The organism is Psychroserpens sp. Hel_I_66, from assembly GCF_000799465.1.
Taxonomy (GTDB): domain Bacteria; phylum Bacteroidota; class Bacteroidia; order Flavobacteriales; family Flavobacteriaceae; genus Psychroserpens.
The window spans coordinates 1,687,219-1,707,196 of record NZ_JUGU01000001.1; the positions used below are offsets into that span (position 1 = coordinate 1,687,219).

The 19,978-nt window shown below is 34.6% G+C and carries 22 protein-coding genes; 12 read left to right on the forward strand and 10 right to left on the reverse strand.

The features are described 5' to 3' along the window. Position 1: 1 nt before the first annotated feature. The 3 genes from GQ40_RS07630 to GQ40_RS07640 form a co-directional block, all read right to left on the reverse strand. Entirely contained in the window at positions 2 to 928 is a 927-nt protein-coding gene (locus GQ40_RS07630) for an ABC transporter ATP-binding protein (protein WP_047547200.1), read from the reverse strand. A gap of 277 nt (positions 929 to 1,205) precedes the next feature. After that, positions 1,206 to 2,333, reverse strand: coding sequence for a molecular chaperone DnaJ (dnaJ, locus tag GQ40_RS07635; RefSeq protein WP_047547202.1), 1,128 nt, complete (start codon positions 2,331 to 2,333; stop codon positions 1,206 to 1,208). A gap of 52 nt (positions 2,334 to 2,385) precedes the next feature. Further along, entirely contained in the window at positions 2,386 to 2,931 is a 546-nt protein-coding gene (locus tag GQ40_RS07640; protein ID WP_047547203.1) for a nucleotide exchange factor GrpE, read from the reverse strand. Positions 2,932 to 3,088: 157 nt separating this feature from the next. On the opposite strand from GQ40_RS07640, the gene GQ40_RS07645 reads away from it, so the two are divergent. From GQ40_RS07645 to GQ40_RS07665, 5 genes are all read left to right on the forward strand, one after another. After that, positions 3,089 to 3,763, forward strand: a complete 675-nt coding sequence (locus tag GQ40_RS07645; protein WP_047547205.1) for a YceI family protein — start codon at positions 3,089 to 3,091, stop codon at positions 3,761 to 3,763. 180 nt (positions 3,764 to 3,943) lie between these two features. Continuing rightward, positions 3,944 to 4,408 (forward strand): Crp/Fnr family transcriptional regulator, encoded by a 465-nt coding sequence (locus GQ40_RS07650; RefSeq protein WP_047547207.1) that lies wholly within the window; start codon positions 3,944 to 3,946, stop codon positions 4,406 to 4,408. An 80-nt stretch (positions 4,409 to 4,488) separates the two neighbouring features. Next, complete coding sequence (locus GQ40_RS07655) at positions 4,489 to 4,947, forward strand: hypothetical protein (protein ID WP_047547209.1); 459 nt, start codon at positions 4,489 to 4,491, stop codon at positions 4,945 to 4,947. A gap of 194 nt (positions 4,948 to 5,141) precedes the next feature. Continuing rightward, the gene (locus tag GQ40_RS07660; RefSeq protein WP_047547211.1) at positions 5,142 to 6,350 is read left to right on the forward strand and encodes a hypothetical protein; all 1,209 of its coding nucleotides are present in this window, start codon (positions 5,142 to 5,144) and stop codon (positions 6,348 to 6,350) included. Between the two features lie 137 nt (positions 6,351 to 6,487). Continuing rightward, on the forward strand, positions 6,488 to 6,943 hold the full coding sequence (locus tag GQ40_RS07665; protein WP_047547213.1) for a hypothetical protein: 456 nt from the start codon (positions 6,488 to 6,490) through the stop codon (positions 6,941 to 6,943). 177 nt (positions 6,944 to 7,120) lie between these two features. Here GQ40_RS07665 and GQ40_RS07670 read toward each other — a convergent pair whose 3' ends face one another. Beyond that, positions 7,121 to 9,274 carry a TonB-dependent receptor gene (locus GQ40_RS07670; protein WP_047551679.1) on the reverse strand — a complete coding sequence of 718 codons (2,154 nt, stop codon included), beginning with the start codon at positions 9,272 to 9,274 and terminating at the stop codon, positions 7,121 to 7,123. A 267-nt stretch (positions 9,275 to 9,541) separates the two neighbouring features. Then, complete coding sequence (locus GQ40_RS07675) at positions 9,542 to 10,813, reverse strand: NAD(P)/FAD-dependent oxidoreductase (protein WP_047547215.1); 1,272 nt, start codon at positions 10,811 to 10,813, stop codon at positions 9,542 to 9,544. Between the two features lie 134 nt (positions 10,814 to 10,947). On the opposite strand from GQ40_RS07675, the gene GQ40_RS07680 reads away from it, so the two are divergent. The 3 genes from GQ40_RS07680 to GQ40_RS07690 are packed head-to-tail and all read left to right on the forward strand — an operon-like array spanning position 10,948 to position 12,564. After that, positions 10,948 to 11,442, forward strand: coding sequence for an RNA polymerase sigma factor (locus tag GQ40_RS07680; protein WP_047547217.1), 495 nt, complete (start codon positions 10,948 to 10,950; stop codon positions 11,440 to 11,442). A 4-nt stretch (positions 11,443 to 11,446) separates the two neighbouring features. Continuing rightward, the gene (locus GQ40_RS07685; RefSeq protein WP_047547219.1) at positions 11,447 to 12,085 is read left to right on the forward strand and encodes a hypothetical protein; all 639 of its coding nucleotides are present in this window, start codon (positions 11,447 to 11,449) and stop codon (positions 12,083 to 12,085) included. Positions 12,086 to 12,087: 2 nt separating this feature from the next. Continuing rightward, positions 12,088 to 12,564 (forward strand): hypothetical protein, encoded by a 477-nt coding sequence (locus tag GQ40_RS07690; RefSeq protein ID WP_047547221.1) that lies wholly within the window; start codon positions 12,088 to 12,090, stop codon positions 12,562 to 12,564. A 7-nt stretch (positions 12,565 to 12,571) separates the two neighbouring features. Here GQ40_RS07690 and GQ40_RS07695 read toward each other — a convergent pair whose 3' ends face one another. Together GQ40_RS07695 and GQ40_RS07700 are read right to left on the reverse strand one after the other, a co-directional pair. Then, positions 12,572 to 13,372, reverse strand: a complete 801-nt coding sequence (locus GQ40_RS07695; RefSeq protein WP_047547223.1) for a lysophospholipid acyltransferase family protein — start codon at positions 13,370 to 13,372, stop codon at positions 12,572 to 12,574. 48 nt (positions 13,373 to 13,420) lie between these two features. After that, complete coding sequence (locus tag GQ40_RS07700) at positions 13,421 to 14,062, reverse strand: NUDIX hydrolase (RefSeq protein WP_047547225.1); 642 nt, start codon at positions 14,060 to 14,062, stop codon at positions 13,421 to 13,423. Between the two features lie 30 nt (positions 14,063 to 14,092). Between GQ40_RS07700 and GQ40_RS07705 the strand changes: the two genes are divergently transcribed. The 4 genes from GQ40_RS07705 to GQ40_RS07720 all read left to right on the forward strand — a co-directional run bounded on the left by GQ40_RS07705 (position 14,093) and on the right by GQ40_RS07720 (position 18,009). Next, a complete protein-coding gene (locus GQ40_RS07705; RefSeq protein WP_231565600.1) occupies positions 14,093 to 14,779 on the forward strand; it encodes a peptidylprolyl isomerase in 687 nt (228 codons plus the stop codon). A 124-nt stretch (positions 14,780 to 14,903) separates the two neighbouring features. Beyond that, entirely contained in the window at positions 14,904 to 17,057 is a 2,154-nt protein-coding gene (locus GQ40_RS07710; RefSeq protein WP_047547229.1) for a M3 family metallopeptidase, read from the forward strand. A gap of 73 nt (positions 17,058 to 17,130) precedes the next feature. Next, positions 17,131 to 17,475, forward strand: a complete 345-nt coding sequence (locus tag GQ40_RS07715) for a hypothetical protein (RefSeq protein WP_197052657.1) — start codon at positions 17,131 to 17,133, stop codon at positions 17,473 to 17,475. Between the two features lie 24 nt (positions 17,476 to 17,499). Beyond that, entirely contained in the window at positions 17,500 to 18,009 is a 510-nt protein-coding gene (locus GQ40_RS07720; RefSeq protein WP_047547231.1) for a TlpA family protein disulfide reductase, read from the forward strand. 76 nt (positions 18,010 to 18,085) lie between these two features. Here GQ40_RS07720 and GQ40_RS07725 read toward each other — a convergent pair whose 3' ends face one another. Genes GQ40_RS07725 through GQ40_RS07735 form a run of 3 tightly spaced genes read right to left on the reverse strand, consistent with a single transcriptional unit; the run spans position 18,086 to position 19,978 of the window. Then, positions 18,086 to 18,700 carry a trimeric intracellular cation channel family protein gene (locus tag GQ40_RS07725; protein ID WP_047547233.1) on the reverse strand — a complete coding sequence of 205 codons (615 nt, stop codon included), beginning with the start codon at positions 18,698 to 18,700 and terminating at the stop codon, positions 18,086 to 18,088. 21 nt (positions 18,701 to 18,721) lie between these two features. Continuing rightward, positions 18,722 to 19,165, reverse strand: a complete 444-nt coding sequence (locus tag GQ40_RS07730) for a PH domain-containing protein (RefSeq protein ID WP_047547235.1) — start codon at positions 19,163 to 19,165, stop codon at positions 18,722 to 18,724. 51 nt (positions 19,166 to 19,216) lie between these two features. Then, a complete protein-coding gene (locus GQ40_RS07735) occupies positions 19,217 to 19,978 on the reverse strand; it encodes an RDD family protein (RefSeq protein ID WP_047547237.1) in 762 nt (253 codons plus the stop codon).

Consider the following 19,978-nt stretch of genomic DNA (forward strand, 5'->3'; position numbering starts at 1 on the left):
TTTAATTGTTCTTTACTGTTTGAATAAAAATATCACTGGCAGTTGGTATCACTTCTACAAAATGATGTACCTGCGCTCTAGATGTTAAAAATGAAAGTAAGTCATTGGAGCTGTCATTTTTATGAAGCTTAATGTTGAGTTTCACGTCGTCGTTAAGGTTTTTAAAGGTAGCTGGCATGACCTCAAATTTTTCTTTAATGGCATTGGTCACAAATTTGACATCGTTGGTTTGCAAACCTACTTCAAAAGTATTGGTTTTGTAGTGTCGTTTGATATCCGTTAATTTGCCATCCAGTACTTTATTGGATTTATGGATTAAGGCAATATGGTCGCAAAGTTCTTCAACAGATTCCATACGGTGTGTTGAAAATATAACTGTTGCACCTTCATCTCTTAGCTGAAGAATTTCATCTTTAATCAAATTAGCATTTATAGGATCAAATCCTGAAAATGGCTCATCAAAAATCAATAATTTAGGTTGATGAAGAACTGTAACTATGAACTGAATTTTTTGAGCTTGTCCTTTACTCAATTCTTGAATTTTCTTGTTCCACCAATCTCCAATGTCCAGTTTATCAAACCAGTACTTTAAGCGATCTTTGGCTTCTTGTTTTGTCAACCCCTTTAGTTGTGCGAGATATAATGCCTGTTCACCAACTTTCATGGACTTGTATAAACCTCGCTCTTCTGGCAGGTATCCTATATTTTGAATATGCTCAGGCTTTAAAGGCTCACCATCTAAGGTAACACTGCCAGTATCTGGCATTGTGATTTGATTTATAATTCTAATGAGAGTTGTTTTTCCTGCACCGTTTGGACCTAATAAACCAAAGATACTTCCCTTAGGAACTGTAATAGAAACATCGTTTAATGCTTTAAAGTTTCCGAAGTTTTTAGATACTGAATCTACAACTAATAAATTATTCATAAGTAATGATAAAATTGGTTGAATTTAATAACAGTAAAGATAAAAATGTTAATGACGTAATGTAATCTTATCTAAGTAAATTTTTAACTATTATAAGCAAAAATTAGGGTTTTGAAATGGATTTGTAAAATGTTTTTAAGTGCTGTTTTTACAAAAACAAAACCCACCCTTAAGGTTAGTCAAGGATGGGAAAAAATTGCTATGAAAAAGAAAAATTATCACTAATTTAATTTAGCGATAAATCAAATATAGTGTTTTTTATTAAAAAAGTATCTTGTTATGAAAACATATCTTTTACTTTTTCAAAAAACGATTTATCAGAGCTTTGAGGTTTTGGCTCAAAATGTTCGTCATTTTTCATGTTCTCAAAAAATTCTTTTTGCTGTTTGTTCAATGTTTGAGGCGTCCATACATTAACATGTACCAAAAGATCACCACTACCGTAGCCATTTATACTTGGTATTCCTTTACCGCGTAGGCGTAAAATCTTACCAGATTGCACTCCTGCCTCAACCTTAATTCTCACTTTGCCCGTCACGGTATCTATTTCTCTTGAAGTCCCTAGAACAGCATCTGGCAAACTTACATACAAATCGTAATGTAAGTTGTCACCTTCACGCTTTAAGGTCTCGTGCTCTTTCTCTTCTATAACTACCAATAAATCTCCAGAAATACCATTTCCTGGTGCGTCGTTTCCTTTACCGGTAACTTTAAGCTGCATAGAATCTACAACTCCTGGAGGTATTTTTACAGAAACGGTTTCCTCCTGTACTTTTAGCCCTTGCGCATCAGCATCTGCAGGTTTTTTATCGATGCTTTGTCCTGCTCCTCCACATGTTGGACAAGCAGATGCGGTTTGCATACGACCTAAAATTGTATTTGTCACTCTGGTAACTTGACCTTGACCATTACAGGTAGAACAGGTTTTATAGGTTGTACCTTCTGCCTGGACTTTACGTTTTACTTTTATTTTTTTCTCAACACCATTGGCAATTTCTTCAAGGGTAAGAGCAACTCGTATTCTAAGGTTACTTCCTTTTACGCGTCTTTGGCCTCCGCCAAAACCACCACCAAAGCCTGAGAATCCTCCTCCACCTCCAAAGGCTCCTCCAAAAATGTCACCGAATTGGCTGAATATGTCATCCATATTCATACCTCCTCCGCCAAATCCTCCAGCACCTTCAAAAGCTTGATGACCAAACTGGTCGTAACGTGCTTTCTTATCTGCATTGCTTAATACCTCGTAGGCTTCTGCTGCTTCCTTGAATTTACCTTCTGCTTCTTTATCATCTGGATTTTTATCTGGATGAAATTTGATAGCCATTTTACGGTAGGCTTTTTTTATTTCTGCTGCTGTAGCGTTTTTATCAACGCCTAATATCTCGTAATAATCTCTTTTTGCCATGCTTGCATGCTTCCTTTTTTCCGAAGAAAAAATGTTTTGTTTTATTGGTTAATTATTGTCCTATCACAACTTTTGGAAAACGGATGACCTTCTCTCCAAGTCTATATCCTTTTTCTACGACGTCAATGATTTTTCCTTTCAAATCATCGCTTGGTGCAGGTATTTGCGTGATTGCCTCGTGATCGTCTGCATTAAAAGTGTCACCTTGCTCGACTTCAATTTTAGACAATCCTTTTTTCTCAAGTGTCGACAATAATTTGTTGTAGATGAGCAGTACGCCTTTTCTAAGCTCTTCTGCCTCTTTATCATCTTCTATGTGAAGTAAAGCGCGCTCAAAATCATCTAAAACTGGAAGCATTGACAACATAACGTCTTCGCTTGCGGTTTTAAAGAAATCGATACGCTCTTTGGTCGTACGTTTTTTATAGTTTTCAAATTCAGCAAAGAGACGCATAAATTTGTCTTTTTCTTTTGCCAAATCTTCTTTAAGCTTGTCTTCTATAGATAATTCTTCGGTTTGAGAATCATCAATCATCTCATTTTCATTGTCTTGAAATTGTGAATCTTCTATAGTTTGGTCTTTATCTTTTTTACTCATATTCTGGATTATTTTATAAATCTTCGATTTAAGTTTGCAAAAGTACTGCCATTATTAATAAAATGTCAAAATGTCACCAAATTATTTTGTAGTGTATTGCAGATACGTTTGCCAATGCTTATTTTTGTTGCAATTAACAACTAAAACAAAACATATAATGAACACTAAAATTTTTAAATTTTCAATAGTTTTAGCTATTGCAATGGCATTTACAAGTTGTAAAGATAAAGCTGCGGAAGCGAATACAAGCAACGCAGAATCTGCTGCTGTAAGTGAGAGCACATCACAAAAATACACGGTTAACATTGGAGAGTCTACGATAGAATGGAAAGGCTTTAAACCAACAGGAACCCATACTGGTACTATTGGTCTAGAAAGTGGAATTTTCAAGACCGACGACGGTAAATTACAGAGCGGTACATTTTTAATTGATATGACATCAATCAACGTGACAGATTTAGAAGCTGGTGATGGAAAAGAAAATCTTGAGGCTCACTTAAAAGGAACTGTAGAAGGTAAAGAAGGTGATTTTTTTGACGTAACTAAATTTCCAAGTGCAGCTTTTGAAATTACGAGCACAGAATCTTTAGCTGCTGGTAAAACCAGACTTTCTGGTAACTTAGCAATTAAAGGTCAAAAGCATAATATCTCATTTCCTGTGACCATAACTAACGAAGGTGACATGATGACTATTGAAAGTGAACCATTTACAATTGATAGAACAAAATGGGGAGTAAACTACGGTTCAAAATCTGTTTTCGATAACCTTGGTGACAAGTTCATCAACGACGATATGGAATTAAAAATTATGGTAAAAGCTAAAAAAGCATAGATTGATAGCTAACTAACGGTAACTTTAATGTTACACAATCTTAAGAGCATTCACATTTGTGAATGCTTTTTTTGTTTTGTACTCTCCCAAAAGCTATTGCGATTCAAACTTGATTATTTCGTAAATTGAGACAAAATTCGTTGAGCCTTATTCAAAATACATTTCAAAACAAATCTACAATTGAGACAAATAAAGGTTAATAAAGGAGACATTTTACAAAAGAGCGGTGACTTAAACATTCATATCTATAAAGTAGTGTCTGGGCTTTTAAGAAGTTTCACAATTGACGAAAAAGGAAAAGAGCACATCTTTATGTTTGCACCAGAACATTGGACTATAGCAGATAGTCAACCAAAAGAAAAACCTTGTGATTTATTTATTGATGCCTTAGAAGACTCTGTAATAATTGTTTTGAACAAAGACATTAAAAGAGAATCCCAAAATATTGGTGCATTTATCAAACGTATTGCTGTATTACAAACTAGAGTAATCATGCTAATGAGTTTTTCTGCACTTAAGCGATATGAACATTTTGAGGAAACGTATCCAGAAATTATTCAACGCGTAACTCAAAAAATGATTGCCTCCTATTTAGGTATAGCGCCAGAAACATTAAGCAAAATAAAAAGGGAACGATTAAAATAAAAATCCAATCATTTCTTAATCTACATTAATGGAAATTGGTAAATAGTAAGAGATATTTGTAGAAACCAATATTTATAAAAATGAAAAATGTATCTATACTATTAAAAATTTCTGCTGTTTTGTGGATTATTTGGGGACTTGTTCATATTCTGGCAGGAGTAATGACCATGAAAGGAATTTTAACTCAAGATATCTCCTCTTCAATTACAGGTATTGCAGATGCAGCTGATCCAGCGACTTTACAAATGGACTACCCAAATGCGGTAGGAGCTATCATAGGCCAGCACGGATTTAACTTATTGTGGATTGGCCTTGTGACTTTCATTTCAGCATTTTTTGTTTGGAAAGGAAATAAAAATGCTATTTTTTTGGCAGCTCTAACTGGTGGTTTGGCAGATCTAGGCTACTTCCTATTTCTAGACTTGGGTGGTTTTGTGAAATTTGTTCCGGGAACAATTATGACCCTAATTTCCTCGCTCGCCATTATAACGAGTTTTTACTACTATTTCAAAAATCGTAGAATATACATTTCAGAATAAAAAAAATCCTTTAAAAATTTAAAGGCAAAATCATGATATTTTGAGACTTGGCATGTTTAAATAATTAGTCGAACTTTGTTTTACTGTGGAAAAATAAAAGATCAACTTATATTTACACGACATAAAATAGTTTTATCCTTAATTCTAAAACGCCATACATACCAAGTCTAAAATTTACAGTAACACGCATTTTAATGACTTTCGCTCTATTTGCGCTTTCTTGTAAAGAAGCAGTAAAGGAGCAAAACACATTTGAAACTGAGCAAAAAGTCCAACAGAAACAAACTCAAAATAAAAATCATGATTCTGTTATAAAAGACGAAAAAGCGGAAGCACCAAAACACTACGTACACCTTTACGTCACTGCACATTTAGGCTTGCATTATAGAGACTCACCAAAAGGAACAATTTTAGGGAAATTTGATTTAAACACTCCATTAAAAATTATCGATTACACAAAAATACCAGACCAAGTTAGGGACGGTGAAAAAACAATAAAAGGAGAATGGGTTGGTGTAGAAAAAGGAATAGATACCGTTTATGTCTTTAACGGTTTTTTATCAGATGTTTATGTACAGTCAGATTTAAAATTATATAATGCAACCTCTTTTCTAAATGTCTCAGAAACCTATTTTAATAACGCCTACAGCGAGGATGCTAATCAAGACCCGAATTTGATTTTAACCGAAAGCAACCTGGAAAATAACCTCATTACATTAAATAAAAGTCAACGGAAAAAATTTCTGGAAAAACTTAAACTCTCTGAATCAGACCACGTATTCATTTACACCATGAAAACAGATGAAGTGAAAACGTTGACCATCAAAGACCTGCCAGCTATAGCTAGTATGAATGCATATGGTCCTGCTGAAGACCACCAAAATGTAGAGTACGATTATTATTTTGGGTTTGATTTGGGAGAGGGCATTTCAAATTGGGAAAATTTAGTTTATATAGGTAACGAGAACCCATTTCAAACTGGCGAATTAAAACCAATGGTTTGGAAAGCGATTGATAATGATCAATTTCCTATTAAAACTGAAAAAGAAAACCCTAAGATCAAGGCTAATACCTATAAATTTTCAACCAAAGAACAAGATTTCTATCTAAAGAAATCCAATCAAAACATGGACAGTTACCATATAGTAATTATAGACAAAAACTCAAAACAAGAACTGCTTAACCAATATTACAATGATACTGAGGGCACCTATTTAACAGGATTAACTACTGAAGGGCAGGATAATAATCAAGATTCACAATCCCATTGGACAGGTAAATTATTCAAAAACAAACCACCTATTATTTTTGACTTTTTAGGTTACAGTTTTGGGTGCCCTTCACTTACTGTTTTAGATAAAACCGAACCGCCAATTCAAATATTGTGTGATAACAGGCATTAAAACAACTTCAAAACCATAACATCCAATAACTTGACTTTGTTAAAAATTTAGTCGAACTTCGTTTAACGATTGATAAAAAACATTGAAACAATTTTTTATCAGAGCATTGCCAGTAATTTAAAAACACATTCACGAAAATGTCTGAATCCAAAGAAAAACTTAATGAGAGCGATAGAGAATTGAGAGGTTTGATAATTGAAAAAATGAACGAAATTGAATCACAAATGAATTTAGCAATTTCCGATTATTTTAAACCAAAAGATAAAGGAGACTTTATAGAAATTATGCTTAATACTTCAATAGTTAGCATTGGAGGAAAATTTAAAATATTAAAGAATATTAACTCATTTGACAAAAAAATTATTAATGATATACAAAAGATAAGTGCAATCCGAAATTATTTTGCTCATGCACGAATCAGTGGACCACTAAACCTAACTGTAACTCAAGGAGAAAACTCTCAAAAATTATTTATCCCAAAACAAATAAGATATATGAATTCAAATGGAGTTATTAAACAAACAGCTACAGACGAACTAATAATGGAATTTCATGACTTACATAAAAAAATAATGAAACATTTTATGAAGTAAAAAACTACTGGCAACACCGTGTATAAGCCATTGCTTGGTCATCGCTCATCTGGAAAATTCTTTGGAATTTTCCAGCGCAGTTTTGTACCTTTAATGGTTCGTGCCGAGACACGCAACGGCTCATACACAACAACGTTAAACGATAACCCAAAAACCTCATCCAAAAACCCAGTTCCTCTACAAATTATCCAATTGATTATCTGTTCCATCTTCACTAATCGTCCAAAAGAAACCTATAAAGAAAAATTGGTCTGCTGCTGGTCGTAGTGATCTACTTGCAAAATTACCACTCGCATCTGGCGTGTTTGCAAATTGATAGCCATTTATGTTTTTGAAACCTAGCGCATTGTTAACAGAAAGGTATAAAATCTTTTGAGGTGAAATTAAATACGCCCAATTTAAACTCACACTATTGTAACTTTTTGTCATTTCACCAAGAAATTGGTTTGTGTTTGGATCTGTATATGGACGACCAGAAGCAAACGTATAACTAAAGCCTACTTGACTCTTCAAGTCCTCGATCCAATATTTAGCCACTGCCGAAAAATTATGTGTGTTTGCAAAGCTAGGTTGCGCTTTGGTTGGGTAATTACGATAATCACGCTCTGTATCTAAGTACGAATAGCTCAACCAGTAATCTACATTTTTTATACTCTTATTGTCTCTCCAAAAAATATCTAAACCTTGTGCAAAACCAGAACCAGAATTATCAAAATTACTATCAAAAGACTCAAAATTGGTATCATACTTTACTAATTGATCATAATCTTTTCGGTAAAGTTCTGCTCTAAATAAACGACCGTCATTAACATATTGGTAGTTCATGATATAGTGGTTGGTGCTTTGAGAATTAATAGTTTGATCAAACTTTAAGGCACTGCTATTTGCATTTTGGTAAAAACTACCGTAGGCAAGAGATAACTGTCCGTTTTGTGAGGTTTTATAAGCCAATGAGATACGTGGAGCCACTTTAAACTCATTGGACAACTCGTAATTATCACCTCTCACTCCTACTTTTGCAGCGAATTTTTTACTGAAAATAATATCAGACTCAGCAAAAAGCGCAGTATTATTATTCGTATAACCATAGTTAACCGGTGAGACGATTTCCGAAGAATAACGCTCCTCAAATTTTGTTGTAAAATGCTCTGCTCCAAAGTATAATTTGAACCTACTATTAAATCGTTTTTTTAATTTCAATTTAAGGTGTGCAGAATTTTCATCATCTGTAATATCATTATCAATAAATTCAAAATCTGTTTTTGCAATCGTGTAGCTTAATCCTGTATTTAGGGACCAACCGCTACCCAATACACCTTGATATGATGTGTTGGTATAAAAATTTCGGTTATTGAGTTTAAACCTCACGCCTTCTGTTGTATTGATATCCTCTTGGGTCAATTCAAAATTTGAGGTATCAAATGCTGCGTAAAATTTAAGCATGCCATTATTTAATTTCTGACGATAAACAGCTTCACCTTGAGCTCCTTCATACGGTTTCTCCCAATCGTTACGATCTGGAAACAAGGCAATATATGGCGCTAAATTAATATAAGATGCACTCACGCTCAACGAGGTTTTGTCCCATTTTTCGGTATGTCCAAGATTTGCTCCAACGGTCATGATGCCAATATTGGTTTTTTCCTGGTCTGGCTCATCAATGGTGTTTAAAAGGAGTACGCTGGATAGTGCGTTGCCATATTCCGCAGAATAACCACCTGTAGAAAATGTAATCCCATCAAACAAAAATGGTGAGTAACGACCACGTGTTGGGATATTATTTGGCGATGGAGAATAAGGCGTGAACACACGAATCCCATCTATAAAAATCTGCGTTTCGTCTGCATCACCTCCACGTACGAACAATCGTCCGTCTTCAGACACGGTTGATGTTCCTGGCAATGTTTGCAACGCTCCCACAAAATCTCCCAAAGCGCTGGCAGTTGTGACAACATCTAAGGGTTTTAAAACCGAAACCTTGCTATTATCATTAGCTTCAAAGGTTCCTGCGGAAATCACCACTGCATCCAAGGATTCCATATCTTCCCTTAGCACGATTTTTAGTTCGTTTAAAGTGGATACCTCTCCAGCAATGGTTTTGCTTTCGTAAGATAGAAATGAAATTTTTAGAACCTGTGCTCCTGTTTCGGTGGTTGTGAATTTGAAGTTTCCGTTTTCGTCGGTTGTTGCGCCATCGTAGGTGCCATCGAGATAGACGTTTGCTCCAAAAACCGGTTGATTTTTGGTGTCGGTTACTTTTCCGAAGATAGACGTCTGCGCCACCAAAATTGATGAGATTAAGATGGCGATGGTGGTGATTAATGATTTCATGAGTGTTGGTTTTAACTGTTCGTTTCTTATTGATGGGTCAAATATTAGAAACAAAGACCATTCATAAAATTCTAGATTACTGAATTGTCAAAAACCATTACCGAATTGCGTTTTTCGTCAAAAATCACTCGTAAAATAGGATCACTTCGGAAATGTAACCGTCCCGATTATGTTGTCTTTTATAAATAAAAAGGTGATCAAACACAAGAAATATTGAAGATGAATTATGAAGATTAAAGGCTCATTTCCGAAGAACTAAAAGACAACTTATTTTTTATAAGGTCTAATGATAAGTCGCGCAGCTTTATCAAAATTGATGTAATTGTACGTCCAATTAAAGAATACAATCACTCGGTTTCTAAAACCAACCAACGACATTAAGTGGATGAACATCCAAATAAACCAAGCGAAAAAGCCACCAAATTTATAGTGTTTTAAATCCACCACTGCCTTATTGCGACCAATGGTTGCCATAGAACCTTTATCGTTATACACAAATGGTTTTGGAGTTTGCTTATTTATGAATCGCATTAAATTGTTGCCAAGAAGCTTGCCTTGTTGTATGGCTGGTTGTGCGACTTGCGGATGGCCTTTGGGGAAATCCTCTGTACTCATTAAAGCTATATCGCCCAATGCAAAAATATCATCGTAGCCTTCAATTTGATTAAATTGATTTACTTTATATCGGTTGGCTTTTTCTATCAAAGAATCGGCTTTGAGACCATGTATTGGCGCACCTGTAACGCCTGCTGCCCAGATTAGGGTTTCGGTTTCTAGTGACAGATCAGAATCTGTAGTGACGAGTTTCCCATCGTAATCTTTCACAACCACATTGGTATGAACGAAAACGCCTAAGTCTTTTAAAAAACCTTCAGACTTTTTAGACGCATGCTCGCTCATTGGTGGCAACAACCGATCTGAACCTTCCAATAAATGGATTTTCATATCTCCACTATCTAAATCCCGATAGTCTTTAGGGAGTATATTGTTTTTAAGCTCTGCAATGGCACCTGCTAATTCAACACCTGTTGGTCCTCCACCAACTATCACAAAATTTAAAAAGGCTTGACGTTCTTTCTCGGTCTTTGCAATGGACGCTTTTTCAAAATTTTGAAGTATTAGACTTCTAATATTTAATGCCTGCGGAATACTCTTCATTGGCATACTATTAGCTTCTATTGTTTTATTGCCAAAAAAATTGGTTTTGGTTCCTGTAGCAATCACCAAATAATCGTAATCCAGCGTTCCAATAGTTGTGCTTATCTGCTTTTTATTTGGGTCTATATCTTTTACTTCAGCAAGTCTAAAAAACGAATTTTTATAATTTTTTATAATCTTACGTAAGGGGTAAGCAATAGAATCTGGTTCTAAACCAGAACTTGATACTTGATATAAAAGTGGTTGGAATGTATGGTAGTTGTGCTTATCTAACAAAACGAGCTGCACCTTATTTTTTGCGAGCGTTTTAACTAGAGTGACACCAGCAAAACCTCCACCTATCACAACAACTCTAGGGAGTTTTGATTCAGGAATATTCATGGGAAAACGACTTATAAATGCTATTACCAAAGATACGGTTTATGGGACGTATTACCTTATTTTTGAAAGAATCTTTAATAAGGTGTAACATTTTAAAAGTTATAGCTACCTATAGATAACTAACTAATCAAATTTTGAACAAAGAACTCGAACATAAATTTGTAGAAGAACTTGAACAGCACCAAAATATTGTGCACAAGGTATGTAGGTTATATACCAATAATAGGGATGCTCATAATGATCTGTTTCAAGAAATAACGATACAGTTATGGAAAGCGTACCCAAAATTTAGAGGCGATGCAAAGTTTAGTACGTGGATGTATCGTGTGGGTTTAAATACAGCAATTACGCTCTATAGAAAATCAAAGCGTAGCATTAAAACACAAGAGTTTGAAAGTGTTTCTTTTAAGATAAAGTCTGTAGAATATGATGATACCGAAGAACAACAACTCAAATTATTGTACAAAGCAGTACATCAATTAAATGATATTGAAAAGGCATTGGTGTTTTTGTATTTAGAAGATAAAAACTATAGCGAAATAAGTGAAACCCTAGGTATTAGTGAGGTAAATGCTCGAGTGAAGATGAATAGGGTAAAGAAAAAATTAAGAACAATACTAAATCCGTGATACGATGGATGAATTAGAATTATTAAAAAAAGATTGGCAGGCTAACAGTACGAAAGTTGATCAACATATATCAGGCAAAGAAATTTACCCGATGATGCACAAGAAATCATCATCTATTGTAAAAACACTTTTTTACATCAGTATTGCTGAGCTTGTTTTTTGGATCCTACTTAATAGCTATCCTTATTTTGCTTCGGAAACGTATCGTGCAGAATTAGCTGCAATGTATGGCAACACTAATGTACTTTTGGCAATTACCATTTTTAGTTATGCCATTATCCTAACATTTGTGTATCTACTTTATAAATCCTATAAAACGATATCTGTTACCGATAATGCAAAAAAATTGATGGAAAAGATTCTTAAAACAAGAAAAATCATCAAGTACTATGTGATCTATAATCTCATTATGGCATTTTTGTCCTTTACATTTGCGATGTATCATACGCTATACAATAATCCCGAGGTTTCATCTCAATTTGCTAAGTTTAGTGATAAACAAATGTTTGTTACCGCAATACTTATGATGGCTTTTGCTGGAATTTTTGTCCTTTTATTCTGGTTATTCTATCGTCTTATCTACGGAATTTTACTTAGAAGACTCAACAAAAACTATAAGGAATTGAAAAAACTGGAGGTATAATTATGAAAGACGTTATATTTAATATCTACAACCACGACATCGTTTTCAAAACAAATTGGTTAGGTATTGAAACCGTTGTAATTAATGGTAAACAAATATCTAAAAAATTATCACTACCATATAGAAAACACAAATTCACTATAGAGGCTTACGGTAAAACTGAATCCTTTTATATAAAAACAAAACAAGCATTTTCTTCTGGAGCTGTAACCGTAAAATTATTTCACAATGATGTACTTATTGATGAAGGGTTTATAGCATTTGAATTTACAAACAACACACACATAAAAGAGAAATCAAACGATGATCTGTTTATGACAGGCTTGGTTCTAGTAGTTTTTTCTATGGTTTTTGATTGGTCAAAATTCTTTTTATTTATTGGGTTGATGTGTTTATTTAGTTCATTTTTCAACACAACCTGTCAAAAAGATGAAGACAAGGATTCCAATAAATTAACTATAAAAAAGAATGATAAATAGTTTGAAGTTACCAATCTCGCAACTCACGATTTAATCGTTCTTTTTCTTCTAATTCCTCCTGCGGAATCACCTTTAAAAAAGAAGGGTGCTGCTCAATGGCATATTCAATCTTTTCAACAATGGAATCTATCGATTCATTTTCATAATCGATCTCCAAAGGTGTTTTAATTTCAAAAGACTGGTATACATTTTTCTTTTTTACACGCAAACCCTTTTTATCAAAAGAACGTCTAAACCCATCTATGACAATTGGCACGACTACAGGTTTATATCGTTTAATAATATGTGCGGTTCCCTTTCTAATCGGTTTAAAAGGTGTCGTTGTACCTTGAGGAAATGTAATTACCCAACCATCATCTAAAGCCTTCCCTATACTAGAAATATCGCTCATTTTAACTTGGCGGTTAACATCTTTTCCTTCTGCTCTCCAAGTACGTTCTATACTAATAGAACCTACATAAGCTAAGATTTTTGGTAATAAACCAGACCTCATCGTTTCTTTTGCAGCAACGTAATAAATATTGAGTTTAGGATTCCATAGATAACCAATATTTTTAATTGAGTCTTCACGATTGCTTAAACTCGCATTGAACACATGAAACATGGAGATGACATCGGCAAAATAGGTTTGATGGTTAGATATAAAAAGTACATTATTATCTGGTAAGGTTTTAATAACCTCAGAGCCTTCTATTTGTAGTTCATTAAAGCCTCTAAAACGTCGGTGTGTTAATGCACCAAGGATTCTGATTAACCATTTTTTTACAAAAAGTATATGCCCAAAAGGGTTTCTCTTAAATAATCCCATCCAAAATTTATTATTAAGCGTAAAGACAAACTTACAAAAAACTGCAGCTTACAACATCATTTTTAACAAGTCTTTTAATTCACTTAGCATCATTGCAGTAGCTCCCCATACTACATAACCATTAAGCATAATGGCAGGAACAGGCAATTCTCTTTGATACGATGTCATAACTTTAACGTCCTTGATATTATCATCATCCATAAAATCTTTGAGCTTCACCTCTATCAAATCTTCAACCTCTGCATCTTGTTTTATAAAATTTGGAGTCTGGTGCATAATTCCGAAGAAAGGAGAAACCGTAAAATTACTTGGCGGAATATACAACGGTGTCAGAGCTTTTAAAACTTCAATAGCTGTTTCTGGCACACCAATTTCTTCAAAAGTTTCTCTAATCGCAGTATATTCTAAATCCAAATCACCATCTTCATATTTACCTCCGGGAAATCCCACTTGAGCAGAATGTACGCCTTTATACGTGCGTCTTAAAATTAAAATCAGATGGGTTTCTCCAGATGTATCTGGGTAAAACAAAGCCATCACACCAGCTTGTTTGGCGTTTTTCATTTTTGCTTTATTCTCTTCAATAAGTTCTTCGCGAAACGGAGGCGATAATTTAAATTGTGAGTTCTGTCCTGGAAGTTTTAGATTTTTTATTTTTGAAGTAGATTTTATGAACGTTTCAAAATTCATTCCCTTATGCGGTTTTATTTGGTAATATTAATGTGCTTGCTAATTTTTAATTGTGAAGATAAACAATCTCAAAAGAAAACTTCTACACAATCTATAGATTCTACAACCGTCAAAAAGCAAATGGCAAAAGAGGAAGATACAGATTCCATTTCCGAAGAAATCAATGGGCAGTTTCTCTTAAATGATGAGAACGCCATGGAGTTCTTTCTGCAGTATGATAAAGAACATAAAGAAAATAAAGTTCGTATTGTGACCGATTATGGAAACATCGATATTGAGTTGTTTGAAGAAACAAAATTCCATCGTTCTAACTTTATTTACCTCGCCAAAAAAGGCTATTTCGATGACACGCAATTTTATAGAGTGATAGAAAATTACATCATTCAAGGCGGTAGTACAGACAATCGAGAAGTCATGAAAAAGCGCAGTTTTATTGGAAGATATTTGTTACCAACAGACACCAAACGTGGCTTTCACCACGATCGTGGCGTGATTTCTATGCCAAGCAGTGATATTGAGAACCCTTATAAACTCGCCTCGCCCTATGAGTTTTTTATCATGTTAAGGGATGTGCATGAGCTGGATGGCGATTATACAATCTTCGGAAAAGTAACCAGTGGGTTAGATGTTGCAGATAAAATTGCAAACGTCGAAACCGATGATGCCGATTGGCCTCTGAAAAATGTGTACATACGTCGGGTTGAGATTTTGGATTAGCATTTAGCTTTTAGCTTTTAGCTTTTAGCTTTTAGCAAAAAAGCTAAGAAATTAACAAAAGCAAAACTATCTGTTCCCCCAATTTTGAGTATCTTCAAACTCACAAAACCAATAGCAAAATCAAATGATTTCAAAATCTATAAAAACTGCAATTTTATGCAGTATCGTTTTATGTTTTAGTTGTAAAGACGATAAAAATCAAGAAGAAAAAATGGCAAAAACCGAGTATGACAATGTGTTACTTCAAGACTGGGAAGGACCTTACCAAGGCTTACCTGCTTTTGACAAAATGAGCGTTCAAGATGTAAAAGAAGCTGTTGAAACTGGAATGAAATTAGGTCTTGAAGACATTGATGCCATTACCAATAATACAGAAGCCCCAACTTTTGAGAATACGATTGTTCCTCTTGAAGCTTCAGCAGATGAGCTTAATCATGTATTTACTTACTACGGAATATTGAGCAGTAATATGTCGTCTCCAGAATTTAGAGATATCCAAGCAGAGCTTGCTCCTAAATTATCAGACTACAACTCTAAAATATCGCAAAACGAAAAATTGTTTAAGCGTGTGAAAGCGGTTTACGATGCGTCACAACAAAACCCATTACCAGAAGATCAGCAACGTGTTGTCGATTTAACGTATAAAGGCTTTGAGATGAATGGTGCAAATCTTTCCGAAGAAAAGAAAAAACGCTACGCAGCGATCAATAAAGAACTCTCGTCGCTTTACACCAAATTTTCTAACAATGTATTGCACGACGAAGAGAATTATGTGACGTACTTAAATAAAAATCAGTTAGGTGGATTATCGGAATCTTTTATGAATTCCGCAGCAAAAATCGCAAAAGATAAAGGTCAGGATGGCAAATATGCGATTACAAATTCGCGCTCATCCATGGATCCTTTTTTAACCTATTCTACAGAAAGAGAGCTAAGAAAAATCGTTTGGACCAACTATTATTCTAGAGGTGATAATGCAGATGAATTTGATAATAATGAGATTATTGCAGAGATTTTAAGACTTAGAAAAGAGCGTGTTGGTTTAATGGGCTATGAAAATTATGCAGAGTGGAGATTGCAGGATCGCATGGCAAAAACGCCAGAAAATGCAATGGATTTAATGATGGCTGTTTGGCCTGCTGCCATTGCTCGTGTTGATGAAGAAGTTGCAGATATGCAAGCGGTTGCAGATGCCAATGGTGATTCTATAAAAATCGAGCCTTGGGATTATCGCTATTATGCTGAAAAAGTGCGCCAGAAAAAATACGATCTAGACAGTGATGAAGTCAAGCAATATCTCCAATTAGATAAATTAACCGAAGCTATGTTTTACGTGGCTGGTCGTTTGTTTAATTATAAGTTCACTCCTGTTGAAGACGGTAAAGTACCAATATTTCATGAAGATGTGAAGGTTTGGGAAGTGACCGATAAAGATTCTGGAAAACATATTGGGCTTTGGTATTTAGACCCTTACGCTCGTGAAGGCAAACGTTCTGGAGCTTGGGCTACAACCTACAGAAGTTATACATCCTACAAAGGCGAGACCAATGTTTTGGCATCTAACAATTCTAATTTTGTGAAGCCTGCTCCTGGAGAACCAGTTTTGGTGTCTTGGGATGATGCAACCACATTTTTTCATGAGTTTGGGCATGCATTACATTTCTTTTCGAGCAATGTAAAATATCCAACCTTAAATAGTGGTGTTAGAGATTATACCGAGTTTCAGTCGCAATTGTTGGAGCGTTGGTTATCTACAGACGAGGTGATCAATCAATTTTTGGTACACCACAAAACTAGCGAGCCAATTCCCGCATCTTTGGTAGATAAAATCAAAAAAGCATCCACCTTTAATCAAGGTTTTGGTACTACGGAATATCTTGCATCTGCACTAATCGACATGAAATTACACCTAGCAGATCCTACCAATATTGATATCGATACGTTTGAGCGCGAAACTTTGGCAGAATTAAATATGCCTGATGAATTACCAATGCGACACAGGACACCACATTTTGGACATGTTTTTTCTGGTGAAGGTTATGCCACTGCATATTACGGATATATGTGGGCAGACGTGTTGACAAGCGATGCTTCTGAAGCGTTTAGGGACGCTCCTGAAGGATTTTATGATGCTGAAGTTGCAGAAAAACTCGTTAAATATTTATTTGCGCCAAGAAATTCTATGGATCCTGCGGAAGCATATCGCTTATTTAGAGGTCGTGATGCTAAGATTGAAGCGCTGATGAAAGATCGTGGATTTCCTATGCCAACTGAATAAATTTACAAACTCTCTCAATAATTATCTTAATTGAGTGATTTTATATTAATTGTTAAACATTAAAATAGACGGAATGAAAAAATCACTTTTTATACTCCTATTATTTGGTCTAAGTACATACTCTATGTCTGCACAAACTATTTTAGAATTTGAGTCCTCCCAGAGTATGTCAATCACAGGAAAAGGTCCCGGTCAAGATGCTGCAATAAACCCCTATTTTGGAAGTAACAGTTTTGGGATTATTGAGAATATCGGAAAAAATGATTTAGTTATTAGGATTCAAAAAGAAGGCAAGGTTTTAGAATTAATTACGGTTAAACCAAAAGAGACAGAGAAAGTAGAACTATTAAAAGGTTATGAGCTATATTTAGATAGTAAGAAAAAATCAAAAGCCAAGATAAGCTTCTCAAAATCATAAAAAAAAAAAAAAAAAAAAAAAGAAATGAAAAAGATTGTTATTCTATTATTTGTTTTATCAAGTATAATAGTTACTGCTCAAGCAGACAAAGGTTCAATACTTAATATAAAAGACAAAGCTGCAGATTTTACAGTAGAGATGATTGATGGTACGACGATTACACTTTCAGATTTAAAAGGAAAAGTAGTGCTTGTGAATTTTTGGGCAACTTGGTGTGGACCTTGTATGAGTGAGTTTAAGGAAATCCCTAAGGAAATATTAGAGCGTTTTGAAGATGACGATTTTGTATTTATTCCTATTTCTAGGGGTGAAAATGAATTTTTGGTAAAACAAAAAATGGAAAGCCTTAAAACAAAAGGAATTGATTTTAATGTTGGTATTGACCCGAACAAAACTATTTGGGATATGTACGCGACAAAGTATATCCCTAAAAATTATTTAATTGATAAAGATGGTGTGATTAGGTATATTTCTACTGGTTATTCTACAGATAGTATGAAAACGCTAGTAAATGAGATTGAGAAGTTGTTATAGTTTTTTTTCTTCTGAAAAGTTGTTAGTTCCAGGTTTAGTCGTTATTTCCTCGAAAGCAGTAATGACCATTTAATAATTACACTTCTTCCTCTTTATACAAACTAGGCAAGCTAATCTTAAATTTTACTGCGATTAACCGCACTACGATCACGATTACACCTGCAATGACGAAAATAAAGTTAGTATCTGCCATGAATTTCCGAAGTAAAAAATAGGTAAGACCTCCTAAAATACAAGCGGTTGCGTAGATTTCTTTTCTAAACACCACTGGGATCTCGTTACATAGAATATCACGAATTACACCACCAAAACAGGCTGTCATTGTACCGAGTGCGATACAAATTATTGGATGTAGTCCTGCAACCAATCCGGTTTCTATACCGACAACAGTGTATAATCCTATGCCAATGGTGTCAAATAAAAAGAGTGAGGTTCTTAGATAGTTAATTTTATTCCGAAGTAAAACAGCAAAAATTGTTGTACCAATAATAACATACACGTAGGTCATGTTACGCATCCAGGAAACTGGCTCAATGCCAATCATAACATCTCGCAAAGTCCCTCCTCCTACTGCTGTAACGAATGCAATAATGAGCACTCCAAAGGGATCCATTCGCTTGTTAAGTGCCACCAATACGCCCGAAATAGCAAAGGCAATTGTTCCTAAAATGTCTATAACTTCAAAAAACATGACGCTAGTTTTATTGTTGTATTAGAGGGTTGAAGCTGTTGTGATTTTGATATCTGCCTTCAATTCTAATATTTTTTTTACAAAAGTATCATTTGTTTCTGGACTTATGTAAATTTCATCGTAGTTACCATATTTTACGATTATCCCTTTTCTTGCGGTTGCTGGTTTTAATCCAGACCAGAGGGTTTTATTTGTTATGATTTCGGTTATTTGATCGATTTGGATACTGCCTCGTAATGGTCCGCTTTTGTATTTTAAATGGGTTTGGGTCAGTTCGTATCGTGTTCCAAAATAGAGCCACAACAATAATGCTGATAGTATCAATAATATGAAGTTATTCCAAATTGATGCCTCATTTTCTAAACCACTTTGAAAGAGGTTTACTGCTATGATGGTGATAAAAATTGCGCTAAAACCAAATGCGATCAGTTGAAAGGTGATGTCTTTCCTGCTATTGAATGTCATGAATAATGCATGGATTACTTAAATGATTTCATATTTCCGAAGAAAAAAAAATTAAAATGAATTGGTAATAAAACTACCTTGGGTATAGTAGTTGTAATCTTTTAAAATAGTATCCACAAATTCCATATCGCTACCGTTGTAATCTTTTATCTCAACGACTTGCACGATTTTAGTTCGTAGCTTAATAAGTGTTTCATAATCCCTTGCTGCTTTTGCTCTCACGAAGGTTTCTTTTATGATTCGAGCATCATTATCTGACAACTTGATGACGTTTGGGTAAGTTGGCACATAATTATCCTCAAGTTCCTCCAAAATAGTGTGGCTGATATTCACATTATTTTTTAAGGTAATTACCGATGTTCCTGCGGTCATATCTCCCAATCGCTGACTCTTTTTACTAGTAACGATCGCAATTAGCGCCACAATACCAGACATCATATTAAGATCTACAATTCTAAAAATCCACCTTACTAGATAATCTGCCAATGAGGCTTGGTAGCCATCAATTTTTACGACTTTTATTTTAAGAATTCTTTTGCCAATGGTTTGTCCGTCGAGAAAGGTTTCAAATACAAGTGAATAGAATATAACGGGAAGTAAAAAACTTACATAAATAGCAGTTTGTGACCATCCATCCATTTGCTCAATAGCAACGTTCCAATCAAGTAAGTTAAAGACAATTTGAAATGCTACAACCACATAAGCCAATTTAATTATCAAATCAATAATGTACGCCAAGATGCGTTCACCAACACTTGCTGCGATGAAATTTATATTAACGTTTTGTGTGGTATTTATTTGTAACTCTACCAT

What these genes read in the sequence shown, in the direction of transcription:
- GQ40_RS07630 (WP_047547200.1), bottom strand. Translation starts at nt 928, where the DNA reads ATGAATAATTTATTAGTTGTAGATTCAGTATCTAAAAACTTCGGAAAC.
- dnaJ (WP_047547202.1), bottom strand. Translation starts at nt 2,333, where the DNA reads ATGGCAAAAAGAGATTATTACGAGATATTAGGCGTTGATAAAAACGCT.
- GQ40_RS07640 (WP_047547203.1), bottom strand. Translation starts at nt 2,931, where the DNA reads ATGAGTAAAAAAGATAAAGACCAAACTATAGAAGATTCACAATTTCAA.
- GQ40_RS07645 (WP_047547205.1), top strand. Translation starts at nt 3,089, where the DNA reads ATGAACACTAAAATTTTTAAATTTTCAATAGTTTTAGCTATTGCAATG.
- GQ40_RS07655 (WP_047547209.1), top strand. Translation starts at nt 4,489, where the DNA reads ATGAAAAATGTATCTATACTATTAAAAATTTCTGCTGTTTTGTGGATT.
- GQ40_RS07660 (WP_047547211.1), top strand. Translation starts at nt 5,142, where the DNA reads ATGACTTTCGCTCTATTTGCGCTTTCTTGTAAAGAAGCAGTAAAGGAG.
- GQ40_RS07665 (WP_047547213.1), top strand. Translation starts at nt 6,488, where the DNA reads ATGTCTGAATCCAAAGAAAAACTTAATGAGAGCGATAGAGAATTGAGA.
- GQ40_RS07670 (WP_047551679.1), bottom strand. Translation starts at nt 9,274, where the DNA reads ATGAAATCATTAATCACCACCATCGCCATCTTAATCTCATCAATTTTG.
- GQ40_RS07675 (WP_047547215.1), bottom strand. Translation starts at nt 10,813, where the DNA reads ATGAATATTCCTGAATCAAAACTCCCTAGAGTTGTTGTGATAGGTGGA.
- GQ40_RS07685 (WP_047547219.1), top strand. Translation starts at nt 11,447, where the DNA reads ATGGATGAATTAGAATTATTAAAAAAAGATTGGCAGGCTAACAGTACG.
- GQ40_RS07690 (WP_047547221.1), top strand. Translation starts at nt 12,088, where the DNA reads ATGAAAGACGTTATATTTAATATCTACAACCACGACATCGTTTTCAAA.
- GQ40_RS07695 (WP_047547223.1), bottom strand. Translation starts at nt 13,372, where the DNA reads ATGGGATTATTTAAGAGAAACCCTTTTGGGCATATACTTTTTGTAAAA.
- GQ40_RS07700 (WP_047547225.1), bottom strand. Translation starts at nt 14,062, where the DNA reads ATGAATTTTGAAACGTTCATAAAATCTACTTCAAAAATAAAAAATCTA.
- GQ40_RS07705 (WP_231565600.1), top strand. Translation starts at nt 14,093, where the DNA reads ATGTGCTTGCTAATTTTTAATTGTGAAGATAAACAATCTCAAAAGAAA.
- GQ40_RS07710 (WP_047547229.1), top strand. Translation starts at nt 14,904, where the DNA reads ATGATTTCAAAATCTATAAAAACTGCAATTTTATGCAGTATCGTTTTA.
- GQ40_RS07715 (WP_197052657.1), top strand. Translation starts at nt 17,131, where the DNA reads ATGAAAAAATCACTTTTTATACTCCTATTATTTGGTCTAAGTACATAC.
- GQ40_RS07720 (WP_047547231.1), top strand. Translation starts at nt 17,500, where the DNA reads ATGAAAAAGATTGTTATTCTATTATTTGTTTTATCAAGTATAATAGTT.
- GQ40_RS07725 (WP_047547233.1), bottom strand. Translation starts at nt 18,700, where the DNA reads ATGTTTTTTGAAGTTATAGACATTTTAGGAACAATTGCCTTTGCTATT.
- GQ40_RS07730 (WP_047547235.1), bottom strand. Translation starts at nt 19,165, where the DNA reads ATGACATTCAATAGCAGGAAAGACATCACCTTTCAACTGATCGCATTT.
- GQ40_RS07735 (WP_047547237.1), bottom strand. Translation starts at nt 19,978, where the DNA reads ATGGTAGAGTTACAAATAAATACCACACAAAACGTTAATATAAATTTC.